The sequence below is a fragment of the Cellulomonas iranensis NBRC 101100 = JCM 18110 genome (genome assembly GCF_001552375.1).
Lineage (GTDB): Bacteria > Actinomycetota > Actinomycetes > Actinomycetales > Cellulomonadaceae > Cellulomonas > Cellulomonas iranensis.
Genome location: NZ_BCRB01000004.1, coordinates 56,003 through 71,497, shown reverse-complemented (window position 1 = coordinate 71,497; position 15,495 = coordinate 56,003). Strand labels below are relative to the sequence as shown.

The following is a 15,495-nucleotide window of genomic DNA, read 5'->3' as shown; positions in this document are numbered from 1 at the left end:
CGACGGCGACGCCGTCGCGGCCCGCGAGCGCGCGCTGGCCGGGACGACGGCGACGGCGACCGCGGCCCGCCTCCGGGAGCTCACGGCCCCCTGGGTGCCGACCGCGGCGCCGCCCGCCGCCGAGCCGCCTCAGACGCGCCGGCGGTAGGCCCGCAGCGCGAGCGGCATGAACACCGCGACCATGGCGACGCACCACGCGAGCGTCCACCACACGTGGTCGCCCAGGGGCGCGCCGAGGAACAGCCCGCGCATCGACTCCACGAGGTGCGTCAACGGGTTGACGTCGACGAACCCCTGCATCCAGCCGGGCAGGTCACCGGTCTGCACGAACACGTTCGACCCGAACGTCAACGGCATGACCAGCAGGAACATGATCCCCTGCACCGAGCCGGACGTGCGGGCCAGCATGCCGACCCACACCGACACCCAGCTGAGCGACAGCGCGAACAGCACCGCGAGCAGGCACCCGGCGGCCGCGTGCCACACGTCGGTCCCGATGCGGAAGCCCATCGCGTACCCGGTCGCGAGGGTCACCACGGCGACGATGACGTACCGCACGACGTCGCCCAGCACGGCACCGATGAGCGGTGCGCTGCGCGGCACCGGCAGCGACTTGAAGCGGTCGAAGATGCCCTTCTCGCGGTCGACGTTGAGGTTCACGCCGATCGCGATGGCGCCCTGCGCGATGGTCTGCGCGAGGATCCCGGGGAGCAGGAACTGCAGGTAGTCGCTCGTGCTGCCGGCCACCGCGTTGCCGAAGATCGTCACGAAGATCAGCAGGAAGATGATCGGCTGCAGCGTGACGTCGATGAGCGCCTCGGGCGTGCGCCACGTCTTGATGAGCGAGCGCTTCGCGAGCGCCGCCGAGTGGCGCACCAGCGCGAACGGCCGGTGGTGGGGCGCCGCGGCCGCGTCGGGGCCGGCGGTGCGGGGGGCGGGCGTCAGGGTCGTGGCGCTCATGCGGCCACCTCCTCGGTGGCCGCGGTGGTGCGGCCGGTCAGCGTGAAGAACACCTCGTCGAGGCTCGGCAGGTGCAGGGACAGCTCGGTGACGGCGACGCCCGCGGCGGCGAGCCGCTCGACCGTCGCCGTGAGCGCGGCGTCGTCCGCGACGGGCACGGCGAGCACGCCCTTGCGGATCTCGTCCGGGCGGGCGCCGGTCGTGACGTGCGCGAGCACGGCGGCGGTGTCGGCGAGCCGCGCGGGGTCCGCGGGCCGCACCTCGAGGGTCTGCCCGCCGACGACGCGCTTGAGCCCGTCGGGGGTGTCGTGCGCGATGACGCGCCCGTGGTCGACGACCGTGATCTCGTCGGCCAGCGCGTCGGCCTCCTCGAGGTACTGCGTCGTGAGCAGCACGGTCGAGCCGTCGGCCACGAGCTGCCGCACGACGTCCCACATGTCCTCGCGCTTCGCGGGGTCGAGGCCCGTCGTGGGCTCGTCGAGGAAGATCACGTCGGGCCGGCCGACGAGCGACGCCGCGAGGTCGAGGCGGCGGCGCATGCCGCCCGAGTACGTCTTGGCGGGACGGTCGGCGGCGTCGGCCAGGTCGAACCACGCGAGCAGCTCGGCGGCGCGGGCGCGGGCGCCGGTGCGCCCCAGGTCGAGCAGCGTGCCGAACAGCACGAGGTTCTGCCGGCCGGTGAGGTCCTCGTCGACGGACGCGTACTGGCCGGTCAGGCCGATGCTGCGTCGCACGCGCGCGGCGTCGCGGACGACGTCGAGCCCGTTGACGCGCGCCGTGCCGGTGTCGGGCGTGAGCAGGGTGGACAGGATGCGCACGGCGGTCGTCTTGCCGGCGCCGTTGGGCCCGAGCACGCCGTGCACGGTGCCGCGCGGCACGACGAGGTCGACACCGGCGAGCGCCTGCGTCGACCCGAATCGCTTGGTGAGGCCCTCGGCCTCGATCACCAGGTCTGTGGTCATGGCCCCACCGTGCGCGGGGTCGCCGACACGGCGCCGACACGCCGCTGACACGGCCGCCCGGCCCGTCCGGCGGCGCGCGCGAGGTCACACGCGTCGGCGCCCTCTCAGGCCCGCCGGGCCGGCCGCTACGACGGCTCCCCGCCGGGGACCGCGAAGTAGCCGGTGACGTCGATCATGACGAGCGAGTACCCCCTGCCCACGGTCACCGTGGCGTTCGTCGCGCTGCTCGACCGCAGCAGCACAGCGGTGCCGACGTCGGCGCCCGGACGGGCGTTGGCGACGCTCGTCGCGGGTCGGGGGTACGTGTCGTCCCACGCCGCCACGTAGGTGGGCAGGGTCGTCCTGGAGCTCGTCAGGTTCAGCAGCAGCGCCGCCGGGAACTTGCTGATCTCGACGTCCGGGTTGGTGATGACGAAGCGGGCGGGCCCCACCCCCATCGGCTGGTCGGCCCGTTTGGGGTTGATCGGGTAGTACGCGGCCCCCTCGCCCTCGACGAACCAGCCGACGACGTCGACCACGAGGTGGGTGGTGCCCTGGTCGTTGCGCAGGGCGATCGCGCCGTCGTCCCCGAGCGGGACGACGGCGAGGTTGGAGACGTCGTCACCGCGATAGGCGTTGAGCGTGCTGGTCGACGGGCCGCCGGGATCACCGGCGGGGAAGACGGAGACGTAGGAGGTCGGCGCCGTGGCCCGTGTCGACGTCACGGTGACCGCCGCGGCGACCGCGCCGGGCGGCGGCGCCAGCGGCAGCGTTCGGGTCTCGCCCGCACGCAGCGGCGTGGTGCTGCGGGTGTCGAGCGCACGCCGGGGGTCGACCGTGACCAGGCCCGCTCCCGCCGACGTCGCGTAGTAGCCCACGAGGTCGGCGACGAGGTGGGTCGAGCCCGCGTTGTTGTAGAGCGTCACGCGGGGTTCCGTCCGGCCGCTGATCCGGGGCGGCACGACCCGTGCGGTGACCTGGTTGGCGACGTCTCGGCCCGCCACCGTGTTCAGGGCGCTCTGCGTCGGGACCGTACGGCTGCCCTCGTCGACGACCGAGACGAACGACGTCCGGGCGGTGCCGCGGGTGGCGGTCACGTTCAGCACGACGGCCGTGGTGTCGGCGGGCAGCCCGGGGAGCGGGAAGCTCCGGGAGCTCGCCGGACCGAGAGGACCGGACGCGTCACGTCGGGTGTCGACGACACGGGTGGGCGTCTTCGGGACGAACCAGCCCGGAGGGGTCAGCAGTACGTCCTGACCCTCGATCGTGCGACTCGTCCGCAGGGAGAACAGCTGCGCGTGCGCGATGTCGGTGGCGTTGCGCCCGTAGTGCGTCGAGTAGTACCCCGCCTTCTCGTACCCGCCGGCTGCGGCGACGACCGCGTCCCCGGGACGGCACGGCAGGGTCACGCTGTACCGGCCGGAGGCGTCCGCCTCGGCGGACGCGAACTCGGGGCCCGGCCCGAAGTAGCCGGAGCCGTCCGCGTTCACGATCCAGGCGTGACCGCGGCTGACGGGCGCGCCGGTGATGGCATCGGTGAGGGTCCCCGTGACGGTCACCACGCAGCCCGCCGCCGTGGCCGTCGACGCACCCGAGACGCCGGCCGCGGTGACCAGCAGGACCGTGAGGCATCTCGCCCACCACCGCCGCGCACGCACGTCGCACCTCTCGTCACCCGCTGGTGCGCCGCGTGGACGCGGCGACGGGGCCGTGTCAGTCACCGGCTGGCCCGTTCACGGCGAAGTAGCCGCTGACGTCGACGAGCGCCACGAGCGGCCCCCGGTCGTTGTACACGGAGAATCCCGGCCCGAGCGCCGTCAGGACGCCGGTCGCCACGTCGGCGCCCGGCCGGGCGTTGGCGTTGCTGGCCCACGGCCGCGCCTGTCCCGTGGGGTGGACCGTCAGGAACGAGGGCGTGCGCGCCCGTGTGGTCGTCAGCGTGAGCGCCATGGCCACCGCGTCGTCGCGGACGGTCGCCCCGACGTCCTGCACCGAGAACCTCAGGGTGGAACCGGGCCCCGCGGGCCCCGAGCCGTCCGCCCGGCGCGCGATGATCGGGTAGTAGTCGGCTCCGCCCGTCTCGACGAACCAGCCCACGACGTCGACCACCAGGTGGGTCGTCCCCTGGTCGTTGTAGAGGGTGATCGCGCCGTCCGCGCCGAGCGGGACGACGGCGAGGTTGGGCACGTCGTCGCCGCGGTAGGCGTTGAGGACGCTCGTCGAGGTGCCGTGCAGGGCGTCGCTGGGGTAGGCGGACACGTACGACGTGCGCGCTGTCGCACGCGTGCTCGTGATCGTGACCGCGACGGCGACTGCGCCTGGCGGGGCGTGCCCACCCGGGCCGGCGAGCACGAGGTCGCGCGTGGTGCGAGGACCCAGCGGCGTCGTCGACCGCGTGTCGAGCACCCGCTGCGGGGAGACCGGCTCGAAGCCCGCACCCTCGACCATGGAGTAGAAGCCGGCGAGGTCGGCGACCACGTGCGTGAATCCGGCGTTGTTGTAGAGGATCACCTCGTACTGGCCGGACTCGCTGTACCTGCTCACGGGGAGCGTCACGAGGTTGGCGACGTCGCGGCCCGCCGACGGGTTGAGGACGCTCGTGTCGGGCTCGGCGTGCTCGTACCAGAGCGCGGAGACGAAGCTCGTCGGCGCGGTGCCCCGTGTGGCGGTGAGGTTGAGGACGACGGCGTTGACGTCGTCGGGGAGGTCGTCGAGCAGGAACCGCGCCCGCTCCCCCGGGCCGAGGGGCCCTTCGGCGTCGTCCCGCGTGTCGATGACCCGGGTGGGCTCGACGGGGACGAAGCGCCCGGGAGGGGTGAGCCGCACGCTCCTCGCGCCGAGGTCGACGCCCTCCCCGAGCCACATGCCCTCGGCGTGCTCGACGTCCGAGCTCGCCGTGCCGTACGTCACCGGGTAGTAGCCCGTGGGATCGGTGACGCGGACCACCGCGGAGGCGGCGACGCACGGGAACGCGAATGCGAACCCGCCCCCGGCGTCGGAGGTCGTCGTGGCCACCACGCCGAGGTCGGCGTCGTCGTACGTCCCGACCACGTCGACGGTCATGCCGGGCAGCGGTGGCGACGAGATCGTGCCCTCCACGGTCTCACCGTGGAACGTGACGACGCACGGACGGCCCGCCGTCGCGGGCGCGACCCCGAGCGCAGTCAGCAGGAGGGTGACGGCGAGCACGGTCGGCACGGCTCGGGCAGCGCGCACGGGCACCTCTTCGTGGCAGACCACGACGCGACGGGCTCGCGCCGGGCCGACAGTACCGCCGGGGCACGCCCGGCAGGGACCGTCCGTGCGGGTGTCACCCGGTAGGCGTAGCGGGTGAGCCGACGCCCTGACCACCGGGGCCGCTGGAGCACCACGGCCGGCAGCGGCGTGACGGCGGGAGGGTCAGTCGGCGCGGGACGGGCCGCGCGTGAGCTGGCGGGGCGCCCAGCGCACGGTGCGACGGTTCGGGGCCGCCTCGGCGAGGGGGTGGAGGCGGTCGGCGACGACGTTGCCCGTGGGGTCGGCGCGGAACACGCGGCGCCCGGGGTCGACGAGCGTGCGCAGGAACTCGACCTGGCGGCGCGCGGCGCGCACCTCGGCCTCGAGCTCGAGGATGCGCTTGATGCCCGCGAGGTTCACGCCCTCGTCCTGCGACAGCCGCTGCACCTCGCGCAGCACCTGGATGTCACGCATCGAGTACCGACGGCCGCGGCCGCGCGTGCGAGCGGGCTGGACGAGTCCGAGGCGGTCGTACTGCCGCAGCGTCTGCGGGTGCATGCCGGCGAGCTGTGCGGCGACCGAGATCACGTAGACCTTGGCGTCCTCGTCCATCGTCCTCCTCCCCTCGCTCCTCTCCCCCTGGTGTCTCCTGCGGTCAGCGGCGTGCCTGCGCCATGAGGTCGGCGCGCACGTCCTCGCCGGACGTCGCGATGCCGAACGCCTGCACGGCCTCCTTGGCCGCGGCGGACAGCTTCTGCGGCACGACGACCTGCACGGTCACCAGCAGGTCGCCCGTGCCGGACGACGTCGTGACGCCCTTGCCCTTGACGCGCAGCGTGCGGCCCGACGGCGTGCCGGCGGGCACCTTGACGCGCACGGTCGAGCCGTCGAGCGTCGGGACGTCGATGGTCGCGCCGAGCGCGGCCTCGTCGAACGCGACGGGCACGGTGACGCGCAGGTTGCTGCCGTCGAGCGTGAACACGGGGTGCGGCTCGACGTGCACCGTGATGACGAGGTCGCCGGCGGGCGCGCCCGGGTCGCCGGGGCGTCCCTTGCCGCGCAGCCGGATCTTCTGCCCGTCGCGCACGCCCGCGGGGATGCGCGCGTTGACGGTGCGCCCCTCGACGGACAGCGAGATCGTCGAGCCCTCGGCCGCGGTGCGGAACGGCAGGGTCGTGGTGGCGGTGAGGTCGGCGCCGGGCTGCGGGCCGCGCTGCGCGCCGAACCCGCCGCCGCCGAACAGCCCGCCGAGGATGTCCTCGAACCCGCTGCCGCCACCGCCGCCGGTGGAGTAGCGGACGCGGCCGCCGGGGCCGTTGGCGCCGCCGAACATGCCGCCGAAGACGTCCTCGAAGCCCTGCGCGCCGCCCGCACCGGGGCGGCCGCCCGCGGTGAAGCGGGCCCCGCCGGCCATGGCGCGCAGCTGGTCGTACTGCTGGCGCTGCTCGGCGTCCGAGAGGACCGCGTACGCCTCGCCGATGTCCTTGAACCGCGCCTCGGCGGCCGCGTCCCCGGGGTTCTGGTCGGGGTGCAGCTGGCGCGCGAGCTTGCGGTACGCCTTCTTGATCGCGGCCGCGTCGGCGTCCTTGGGGACGCCGAGCACGGCGTAGAAGTCCTTCTCGAGCCAGTCCTGGCCGGTCACGGCGCCTCCCTCCTGACGTGCTGCGGACCGCCGTGCGGCGGTCGGTGCGTGGTGCGTGCGGTGTGCGTGGTGGTGCTCCGTCGTGGTGCTGCGGGGGCGGCGGCCGGCGGACCGGCCGCCGCCCCGGGCGTGGTGACGATGATGGTGCCGTCAGCCCTCGGGGTCCACCACGGCGACGCGCGCCGCGCGCAGGATCCGGTCGGGCGTGCGGTAGCCGGGCTGCAGCACCTGCTGCACGGTCGGCTCCGTGACGTCGGCCGAGTGCGCGTGCATGAGCGCCTCGTGCACCTCGGGGTCGAACGGCTCGCCTGCGGCGCCGTAGCGCTCGACGCCGAACCGCTGCAGCGTGCCCTCGAGCTTCTCGGCGATCGACGCGAACGGCCCCGTGAGGTCGCCGTGCTGGCGAGCCAGCTCGATGTCGTCGAGCACCGGGATGAGCGCCTCGGCGACCGCCGCGACGCCGCGGTCGTGCGAGGCCAGGGCCTCGGCCTTGGACCGCTTCACGTACGCGTTGTACTGCTGCTCGAGGTTGTAGTGCGCCGCCTGGGCGCGCTGCAGGTCGTCGAGCCGCTCGGCGGCGAGCTTCTGCGCCTCGACGAGACCCTCGAGCACGACCTCCTCCTCGGCGGCGGCCGCGGCCTGCTCGGCCTCGGCCAGGACCGCCTCCTCGGGGGTCGGCTCGCGCAGCTGCCCGGTCTCCGGGTCGATGCGGCGCTTGTCGGTCACACGGGGGGTCTCCTCGGGGTCGGGCGCACCCGACCCCGAGGGGTGCTGGTCGTCGGTCACTTCTTGTCGTCCTCGTCGTCCACGATCTCGGCGTCGACCACGTCCTCGTCGGACGCCGTCTGGCCGGCCGCGTCACCCGCGGGGGCGTCGGCGGCAGGGGCGTCCTGCTGGGCGTAGAGCGCCTCGCCGATCTTCTGGCTCGCGGTCAGCAGGGCCGCGTGCTTGGCCTTGACGTCGTCGAGGTCGGTGCCCTCGAGCGCCGTCTTGAGGTCGGTCACCGCACCGGAGACCTCGCCCTTGACGTCGTCGGACAGCTTGTCGCCGTTGTCGGCCAGCAGCTTCTCCGTCTGGTAGACGAGCTGCTCCGCGGTGTTGCGGGTCTCGGCCTCCTCGCGGCGCTTCTTGTCCTCGGCGGCGTGCTCCTCGGCGTCCTTGACCATGCGGTCGATGTCCTCCTTGGGGAGGGCCGAGCCGCCGGTGATCGTCATCGACTGCTCCTTGCCCGTGCCGCGGTCCTTGGCGGACACGTGCACGATGCCGTTCGCGTCGATGTCGAACGTGACCTCGATCTGCGGCACGCCGCGCGGCGCGGGCGCGATGCCCGTGAGCTCGAACGTGCCGAGCGGCTTGTTGTCCCGCGCGAACTCGCGCTCGCCCTGGAAGACCTGGATCAGCACGGACGGCTGGTTGTCCTCGGCCGTCGAGAAGATCTCGGACCGCTTGGTGGGGATGGCCGTGTTGCGCTCGATGAGCTTGGTCATCACGCCGCCCTTGGTCTCGATGCCGAGCGACAGCGGGGTGACGTCGATGAGCAGGACGTCCTTGCGGTCGCCCTTCATGACGCCGGCCTGCAGCGCGGCGCCGACGGCCACGACCTCGTCCGGGTTGACGCCCTTGTTGGGCTCCTTGCCGCCCGTCAGCTCGGTGACGACCTCGGACACCGCGGGCATGCGGGTCGAGCCGCCGACGAGGACCACGTGGTCGATGTCCTTCACGGAGATGCCCGCGTCGCGGATGACCTGGTGGAACGGCGCCTTCACGCGGTCGAGCAGCGACTGCGTCATCTGCTGGAACTGCGCGCGCGTCAACTTGGTGTCGAGGTGGATGGGGCCGTTCTCGCTCATCGAGAGGTACTGCAGCGAGATGTTGGTGCTGGTCGCGGACGACAGCTCCTTCTTGGCCTGCTCGGCGGCCTCGCGCAGACGCTGCAGCGCGATCTTGTCCTTCGACAGGTCGACGCCCGTGGTGTTCTTCACCTCGGTGACCAGGTGCGCCACGATCGCGGCGTCCCAGTCGTCGCCGCCGAGGCGGTTGTCGCCGGCGGTCGCGCGGACCTCGATGGTCGAGAAGCCGTCGTCGTCCTTGCCGACCTCCAGGAGGGACACGTCGAACGTGCCGCCGCCGAGGTCGAAGACGAGGATGTTCTCGTCCTCCTTGCCGCGCTCCAGGCCGTAGGCCAGGGCCGCGGCGGTGGGCTCGTTGATGATGCGCAGGACGTTGAGGCCCGCGATGGTGCCCGCGTCCTTGGTGGCCTGGCGCTCGGCGTCGTTGAAGTACGCCGGGACGGTGATGACCGCGTCGGTGACGGGCTCACCCAGGTACGCCTCGGCGTCACGCTTGAGCTTGCCGAGGATGCGGGCGCTGATCTCCTGCGCGGTGTACTTCTTGTCGTCGATCGTCGTCGTCCAGTCCGTGCCCATGTGGCGCTTGACGGACGAGATGGTGCGGTCGACGTTGGTGACGGCCTGGCGCTTGGCGACCTCGCCGACCAGCACCTCGCCGGTCTTGGAGAACGCCACCACGGACGGAGTCGTGCGCGACCCCTCCGCGTTCGCGATGACCGTGGGCTCGCCGCCCTCGAGGGTGGCGACCACGGAGTTGGTGGTGCCGAGGTCGATGCCGACTGCTCGTGCCATGTGCGTGCCTTCCTTCCGGAACCTCGCGGGCTCCTGCTGCGTGGAGTGCTCGACGTCTTGAGCCCGCCTGGCTCAAGTCTGCGACGGCGTCGCGTCGTTCGACAAGTCGAGGCGGGAGAAGTTGAGTCTGCTGGGCTCAACCTTGACGCACTTGTCGTTGTTCCCGCTCGGTCGGATCCCGGGACCAAGGCCGCAGCCAGTTCCGCAGCCGCAAGGTGGCCCGCGTCCTGGGCGGCCACGACCTGATCGGATCGATGGGCCACGTCGCCTCCGCCGGCGACAACGCCTACTCGGACGGCTGGCACCCATCGAGCTCGAGACCATCATGACCACTCAGGTCGCACTCGCCGCCTGAGACCGCCTGTCGCCCACTCGTGCATCAGGCCCATGCGCTGGTCACTGCGAGGTCGAGGCGGTTCTCCCGTGGGGGCGTGAGCAACGGGGACCCATGTCGATCGGCCGGCCAGTGGTCAGAGGCGCACCTTCTCGCGTGACTCGGGTCAGTGCGGGCGGTACGCGTCGCGTCGGTGGTCGACCCCCATGATGGTGACCGTGCGCTCGTCCTCGTGGATGACGTACCGCACGCGGTACTCACCACGCCGGGCGCTGTGCTGATCCTCCAGCGGTGAACGCAGGCGCTTGCCGACACGTTGCGGGTTGTCTGCCAGCGGCCCGTAGATGAAGGAGTCCACCGCGTCCCTGATCTTCGGCGGCAACCCCCTCATGCCCTTCTTCGCCGTCGGCGTCCACCCGACGCGGTAGCTCACGTGGCGTCGTCGGAGACGTCGGACCAGTCCGGGCGCTCGAAGTCGACCTCGCCGCGCGCAAGCTCCTGACGCGCGCGGTCCACGTCCGCCATGAGCCGCTCGGACGCCAGGATCTCGAGGGTGTCCTCGAGCGCGTCCAGGTCGTCTGCGCTGATGAGAACGAGCTCCCGGCGTCCGTGACGTGTGATCGAGAGCCTGTTGTGCGTGTTCACGACATCAAGCGCGTATGCGCTCAGGTGGACCTTGGCGTCCGAGAGCGAGACCTGATCCATAGACCAAGAATTTAGTCTGATCGAGGGCGGGCGGCAAGACGCCCGACCCGGCGACGATGCTCCACGTCGAGCCGTCGTGGACGTCGACCGTCACCTGGCTGCCTTTGACGGCCGTGGTGCGGGGCGCCCGGCTGGAGCACTACGACGTCATCGTGTGGAGCGCCGACCTGACCAGCTGCGGCACCTGGACGACGGCGCCGTTCACCGCGCTGGTCGAGCGGTTGAGGATCACCAGGGTGATCGTGCCGCCGTCTCACCTCCGTGTCAGGGCGAAGGTCATGGCCCCGACGCCGAGGGGACCCCAGACGCTGCGTGCCCGCGTCAGCCCGGGAGCATGCCGCGTTCGCGAGCACGAGCGACCGCCTCGGTCCGCGACTGGACGCCGAGCTTGTCGTAGGTGTGGGCGAGGTGGGACTTCACGGTCGCACGGGAGATGAAGAGCTCCCGTGCGATGGCGTCGTTGGAGCGGCCGAGCGCGACCATGCGGAGGATCTCGAGCTCGCGCAGCGTGAGGGAGACGCCAGGGCGGCGCATGCGGTCCACGAGCCGCGCCTGGACGGCCGGGCCGAGCGTCACGGATCCGGCGGCGGCGGCCCTGACGGCGGAGGTGAGCTCGTCGGTGGGGGCGTCCTTGAGGAGGTACCCGGTCGCTCCCGCTTCGACGGCGGTGAGGATGTCGGTGTCGGAGCCGTAGGTCGTCAGGATCAGCACGGGTGGGCCGCCGGCCTGGACGATCTGCCGGGTGGCGTCCGCGCCGCCGAGGTGGCCCGGGCCGAACTGGAGGTCGAGGAGGAGCACGTCGGCCCGTCCGCCGCTGCGGATGTGGGCCAGGAGCGCTTCGGCGGTGCTGAACTCCTCGACGACGTGCATGTCGGGCTCGCTCTCGATGACCGCCCGCAGGCCGGCGCGCACGACCGGGTGGTCGTCCGTGAGCACGACGTCGATCACCGGTCCCCCTGGTGCTGCGTCGCGCGGGTGGGTGCGGCCGTATCGGCGTCGTCCTCGTCGTGGACGGGGATGCGGACGGCGACGGCGGTGCCGTCACCCGGGCCGGCCTCGACCGTGAGGGAGCCGCCGAGCTCGCGCGCCCGGGAGTGCATCGCGGTGAGGCCGAACCCGCCGGGCCGGTCGGGTGGGGCCTGCCGGTCCGGGTCGAAGCCGCGCCCGTCGTCGACCACGTCCAGGATGACCTCGTCGGGCAGGAAGCTGAGAGTGAGGGTGGCGTGCCGGGCGGCGGCGTGCTGGACGACGTTGGCCAGGGCCGACTGGGCGACGCGCACCAGCGCGGCCTCGACCTGCACCGGAAGGGGCCGGGGCCTGCCCGAGGTCCGGACACGCACGATCAGCGATCCCGGCGCCGCCCCCGCAGGCTCGTGCTCGGCGGCCGGGGACGTGACCGCCGCCGCCCGGGTCCTGTCCGCGATGCGGTGCAGCGCCGCGAGGAGTGTCGTGCCGTCCAGGTCCGCCGGGGCGAGCGCGCGGACGAACCGGCGGGCCTCGGCGAGGTTCTCCTGTGCGGTGCTGCGCGCCTGGTCGATGTAGGCGCGCGCGCGGGTCGCGTCGTGCCCCACGCTCCCCCCTGCTGCCCGCAGGAGGAGCTCGATCGCGGAGTAGCCCTGCGCGAGGGTGTCGTGGATCTCGCGTGCCAGGCGTTCCCGCTCGGTCGCGACCGCGGCCTCCCGCTCGGCGGCGGCGACGTCGTCGCGGGCGCGGGCGAGCTCCTCGAGCATCCGCTGCCGTTCCTGGGACTCGCGCACGAGCGCCTCGAGGCCCAGGACGACGGCCACGGCGACGCCCGCCCCGACGACGGGGCCGATCACCGGGGCGACGGAGGCGTCCGTGGGCGCGCGCTGCAGCATGCCGTCGATGCCCGCGACGACGGTGGTGACGACCACCGCGAGCACCCCGCGGCGCGGTCCGAGGACGTGCATCTGCAGCAGCATCAGGGGGAAGGCGATCCACAGGGCACCCTCGCTCAGCTGCAGCAGGAGGGCCCAGGAGACGATCAGCGCGGTGATCCAGGCGCCCGCCGGCCACCAGCGGCCCCGAGCTGCGTCCAGGGGGGTGTCGTGGACCCGGATCGTGGCGCGTCCCGTCCCGTACAGGGCCGCGAACACCGCGATGGGCAGCACGGTGACCCACGGCGGGACCGGGTCGGAGGTCCGCAGCACCGCGACGACGAGCAGGCCGGCCACCAGGACGTCGAGCCCGACGAGCAGGCGCCGGGTCACCGACGGCAGGGTCTGCGCACGCATCTCCCCACGGTAGCCACGGCCAGGCGTGAGGCATCGGCCGAAAGGTGGAGCCGGGCGGCCACCCTTCGTCGGCGGACGTGCGCCCCGGGGGCCGATGGACCGGACCGCCGATCCGCGCAGGCTGGTGGCAGCCCGCAGACCAGGAGGTCCCATGTTCGTCGCGCTGCGCGACCTGCGCCACGCCCGTGGCCGCTTCGCCCTCATGCTCGTCGTGATCACGCTGATCACGTTCCTCGTCACGTTCCTCTCCTCGCTGACCGCCGGCCTCGCTCGGGAGTCGACGTCGGCCGTCACAGACCTGCCGGTCGACCACCTCGCGTTCACGACGCCCGAGGCGGACGGCAGCCCGGACTTCACCGCGTCCACCGTCACCTCCGCCCAGAGGGACGTCTGGTCCGCAGCGGCCGGTGTCGAGGGCGCCGAGCTCCTCGGCGTGGCGACCACACGCGCGCAGTCGGCGGCCACGACGGCCGCCGTCACCGCGTTCGGCGTCGAGCCGGGATCGACCCTGCTGCCCGCCGACACGCCCGCGCCGACCGGTGCGACGGTGACCGTGTCCCGGGGCGCTGCCGACACCCTGTCGGTGGCCGCCGGCGACACGGTGAGCCTGGGGGGCCATGACCTGCGCGTGGAGAGGGTCCTGGACGTCGACGCCTCCTACGCCCACACCCCCGTCGTGTGGGTCGCGCTGGCCGACTGGCAGACGATCGGCGGGCGAGCACCCGCGTCCGACGAGGGGGACACCGCGACCGTCGTCGCGGTGACCGGGGCCGTCGACGACGACACCGTCCGCCGCACCGACGCCGGCGCGGGCACCACGACGCTGGGTGTCGGCGAGGCACGCGCCGCGATCAGCTCGTTCTCGTCCGAGAACGGCTCGCTGCTGACCATGCAGGCGTTCCTGATCGCGATCTCGGCGCTGGTGGTCGGCGCGTTCTTCACCGTCTGGACCATCAGCCGATTCGGCGACATCGCCGTCCTCAAGGCGCTCGGCGCCTCCACCCGCTACCTGCTGCGCGACGCCATCGGCCAAGCGCTGGTCGTCCTGCTGCTCGGGGTCGGCCTGGGCACCGGGCTGGCCACCGTCGGCGCCACCCTGCTGTCCGGGGTCGTCCCCGTGGTCGTCACCACCACGACGACGCTGATCCCGGCGGCGGCCCTGATCTCCCTCGGTCTGATCGGCGCAGTCATGGCCATCGCCCGCATCACCACCATCGACCCCCACGCCGCTCTCGCCGCACGCTGAGCACCGGAGGACACACCATGAACCTGCACCTGGACGCCGTCACCCTCGTCTACCCGGACGGCGACTCGACCCTCACCGCCGTCGAGGACCTCGACCTGACCATCCCGTCGGGCACCACGACTGCCCTGCTGGGACCGTCCGGCTCCGGCAAGTCGAGCCTGCTCGCCGTGGCCGGTGGCCTCACCCGGCCCACGACCGGCACCGTCCGGATCGGCCAGGACGTCGTCTTCCACCCGGGCACGGGCGTCGCGGCAGCCACCAGGACACGTCTCGACCGGATCGGCATCGTCTTCCAGTCGCCCCAGCTGCTGGGATCCCTGACCGCGCTCGAGCAGCTCGAGCTCCACGCACACCTGCGCGGCAACCGGCCCGCCAGCGTGCGAACGCAGGCCCTGGACCTCCTCGCCGAGGTGGGGATGAGCGACCACGCGCACAAGCGACCCGCTCAGCTGTCCGGCGGGCAGCGCCAGCGGGTGGCGATCGCCCGCGCGCTCATCGGCGCACCGCAGGTCCTCCTGGTCGACGAACCGACATCGGCGCTCGACCACGCCCGCGGCACCCAGGTCATCGACCTCATCACCCGCCTCGCCCGTGAGCTCGACGCGGCGACACTCGTCGTCTCGCACGACGCCTCGACACTCGACTCGGTCGACCGGACGGTCCGGATGCTCGATGGACGACTCGAAGAGGAATCTCGGTCGGCCGCGTGACGTGAGCTCACCGACGGCCTGCGAGAGCAGCCGTGGTTGACGGCGGCGCGCACGACGAGGATCCGGACAGCTCGGTGAGACGGCGAGCGTGTTCTCCTGGCCGCGGAGGTCGGTCGAGTGGGCACGAGGGTTGGCCACCAGCGCTCGCGGCAGCGCGCCGACCCGCTCAGAGGTCCCGAACCGTCAGCAGGCTGCAGCCCGCGGCGGACCGTGCCACCACGTCGCCCGTCTCGCGGAACCCGAGCTTCGCCAGCACCCGGCGGGAGGCCACGTTCCAGTCCCACACCGTCGCCCGCAGCCGCGAGCAGCCCGACTCACGCGCCCACGCGACGACCGCCTGTCCCGCCTCGGTGGCGTAGCCGCGGCCCTGCGCGGCACGCAGCAGCTCGAACACCAGCTCGGGCTCGTCGGGCGGCGGGCTCCCCCACCCCGTCAGGCCGCAGTACCCGACGACCTCGTCGGTGTCCCTGCGGTGCACGGCGAGGAGTCCGGGCTCGTCGCCGAGCCGCGCGGCCACGTCCGCGACGGTGGGCCGACCGTGGGCGTCGATGCGCCGGTGCTCCGGCACCCGCGGGTCCCGCTCGGTCCACAGCAGGCGGTACGTCGCCGCGTGCTCGGCCCGGCGGGGCCGCAGCACGAGGCGATCGGTCTCGAGCAGGTCCGGCACGGGCATCGGTGCCATGCGGCGATCGTGCCACCCTCGCGGACGGGTTCGGACACGATGCTCCGCGAGCTCTGAGCGACGACCGCACCTAATCGTTTGTGCTGATCGCCCGGCCCGCCGCGCGCGTGCCACAGTGACCGGATCCGCCACGTGAACGCTCACATCGGCGGTCGACCGCAG

15 protein-coding genes are annotated in these 15,495 nt (G+C 73.0%); 2 read left to right on the top strand and 13 right to left on the bottom strand.

From position 1 onward, the window contains the following. Window positions 1-129: 129 nt before the first annotated feature. The 12 genes from CS2_RS01355 to CS2_RS01300 all read right to left on the bottom strand — a co-directional run bounded on the left by CS2_RS01355 (window position 130) and on the right by CS2_RS01300 (window position 12,695). Window positions 130-960, bottom strand: coding sequence for an ABC transporter permease (locus tag CS2_RS01355; protein WP_070318566.1), 831 nt, complete (start codon window positions 958-960; stop codon window positions 130-132). Then, window positions 957-1,922 (bottom strand): ATP-binding cassette domain-containing protein, encoded by a 966-nt coding sequence (locus CS2_RS01350; protein ID WP_070318565.1) that lies wholly within the window; start codon window positions 1,920-1,922, stop codon window positions 957-959. Before CS2_RS01350 ends, CS2_RS01355 begins: the two co-directional genes overlap by 4 nt. Before the next feature lie 125 nt (window positions 1,923-2,047). Then, on the bottom strand, window positions 2,048-3,559 hold the full coding sequence (locus CS2_RS01345; RefSeq protein ID WP_070318564.1) for a hypothetical protein: 1,512 nt from the start codon (window positions 3,557-3,559) through the stop codon (window positions 2,048-2,050). Window positions 3,560-3,614: 55 nt separating this feature from the next. Next, window positions 3,615-5,117, bottom strand: coding sequence for a hypothetical protein (locus tag CS2_RS01340; protein WP_156441935.1), 1,503 nt, complete (start codon window positions 5,115-5,117; stop codon window positions 3,615-3,617). Window positions 5,118-5,300: 183 nt separating this feature from the next. After that, on the bottom strand, window positions 5,301-5,729 hold the full coding sequence (locus CS2_RS01335; RefSeq protein ID WP_070318562.1) for a heat shock protein transcriptional repressor HspR: 429 nt from the start codon (window positions 5,727-5,729) through the stop codon (window positions 5,301-5,303). Window positions 5,730-5,772: 43 nt separating this feature from the next. After that, window positions 5,773-6,759 carry a DnaJ C-terminal domain-containing protein gene (locus CS2_RS01330; protein ID WP_070318561.1) on the bottom strand — a complete coding sequence of 329 codons (987 nt, stop codon included), beginning with the start codon at window positions 6,757-6,759 and terminating at the stop codon, window positions 5,773-5,775. 150 nt (window positions 6,760-6,909) lie between these two features. Beyond that, a complete protein-coding gene (locus CS2_RS01325) occupies window positions 6,910-7,545 on the bottom strand; it encodes a nucleotide exchange factor GrpE (protein WP_070318560.1) in 636 nt (211 codons plus the stop codon). Continuing rightward, complete coding sequence (gene dnaK / locus CS2_RS01320) at window positions 7,542-9,401, bottom strand: molecular chaperone DnaK (RefSeq protein ID WP_070318559.1); 1,860 nt, start codon at window positions 9,399-9,401, stop codon at window positions 7,542-7,544. The genes CS2_RS01325 and dnaK overlap by 4 nt, the downstream gene beginning before the upstream one ends. A 500-nt stretch (window positions 9,402-9,901) precedes the next feature. Continuing rightward, complete coding sequence (locus CS2_RS01315) at window positions 9,902-10,168, bottom strand: type II toxin-antitoxin system RelE family toxin (protein ID WP_070318558.1); 267 nt, start codon at window positions 10,166-10,168, stop codon at window positions 9,902-9,904. After that, a complete protein-coding gene (locus CS2_RS01310; protein ID WP_070318557.1) occupies window positions 10,165-10,440 on the bottom strand; it encodes a type II toxin-antitoxin system Phd/YefM family antitoxin in 276 nt (91 codons plus the stop codon). The genes CS2_RS01315 and CS2_RS01310 overlap by 4 nt, the downstream gene beginning before the upstream one ends. 321 nt (window positions 10,441-10,761) lie before the next feature. Continuing rightward, on the bottom strand, window positions 10,762-11,388 hold the full coding sequence (locus tag CS2_RS01305; protein ID WP_070318556.1) for a LuxR C-terminal-related transcriptional regulator: 627 nt from the start codon (window positions 11,386-11,388) through the stop codon (window positions 10,762-10,764). Continuing rightward, window positions 11,385-12,695: a sensor histidine kinase gene (locus CS2_RS01300; protein ID WP_070318555.1), complete on the bottom strand. Its 1,311-nt coding sequence runs from the start codon at window positions 12,693-12,695 to the stop codon at window positions 11,385-11,387. Before CS2_RS01300 ends, CS2_RS01305 begins: the two co-directional genes overlap by 4 nt. 151 nt (window positions 12,696-12,846) lie before the next feature. Here CS2_RS01300 and CS2_RS01295 point away from each other — a divergent pair, with 151 nt between their 5' ends. After that, a complete protein-coding gene (locus CS2_RS01295) occupies window positions 12,847-13,941 on the top strand; it encodes an FtsX-like permease family protein (protein WP_070318554.1) in 1,095 nt (364 codons plus the stop codon). A gap of 17 nt (window positions 13,942-13,958) precedes the next feature. After that, entirely contained in the window at window positions 13,959-14,651 is a 693-nt protein-coding gene (locus tag CS2_RS01290) for an ABC transporter ATP-binding protein (RefSeq protein ID WP_070318553.1), read from the top strand. A 166-nt stretch (window positions 14,652-14,817) separates the two neighbouring features. On the opposite strand, the gene CS2_RS01285 is transcribed toward CS2_RS01290, so the two are convergent. Next, complete coding sequence (locus CS2_RS01285; protein WP_070318552.1) at window positions 14,818-15,333, bottom strand: GNAT family N-acetyltransferase; 516 nt, start codon at window positions 15,331-15,333, stop codon at window positions 14,818-14,820. Between the last annotated feature and the right edge of the window lie 162 nt (window positions 15,334-15,495).

What these genes read in the sequence shown, in the direction of transcription:
- CS2_RS01355 (WP_070318566.1), bottom strand. Translation starts at nt 960, where the DNA reads ATGAGCGCCACGACCCTGACGCCCGCCCCCCGCACCGCCGGCCCCGAC.
- CS2_RS01350 (WP_070318565.1), bottom strand. Translation starts at nt 1,922, where the DNA reads ATGACCACAGACCTGGTGATCGAGGCCGAGGGCCTCACCAAGCGATTC.
- CS2_RS01335 (WP_070318562.1), bottom strand. Translation starts at nt 5,729, where the DNA reads ATGGACGAGGACGCCAAGGTCTACGTGATCTCGGTCGCCGCACAGCTC.
- dnaK (WP_070318559.1), bottom strand. Translation starts at nt 9,401, where the DNA reads ATGGCACGAGCAGTCGGCATCGACCTCGGCACCACCAACTCCGTGGTC.
- CS2_RS01310 (WP_070318557.1), bottom strand. Translation starts at nt 10,440, where the DNA reads ATGGATCAGGTCTCGCTCTCGGACGCCAAGGTCCACCTGAGCGCATAC.
- CS2_RS01300 (WP_070318555.1), bottom strand. Translation starts at nt 12,695, where the DNA reads ATGCGTGCGCAGACCCTGCCGTCGGTGACCCGGCGCCTGCTCGTCGGG.
- CS2_RS01295 (WP_070318554.1), top strand. Translation starts at nt 12,847, where the DNA reads ATGTTCGTCGCGCTGCGCGACCTGCGCCACGCCCGTGGCCGCTTCGCC.
- CS2_RS01290 (WP_070318553.1), top strand. Translation starts at nt 13,959, where the DNA reads ATGAACCTGCACCTGGACGCCGTCACCCTCGTCTACCCGGACGGCGAC.
- CS2_RS01285 (WP_070318552.1), bottom strand. Translation starts at nt 15,333, where the DNA reads ATGGCACCGATGCCCGTGCCGGACCTGCTCGAGACCGATCGCCTCGTG.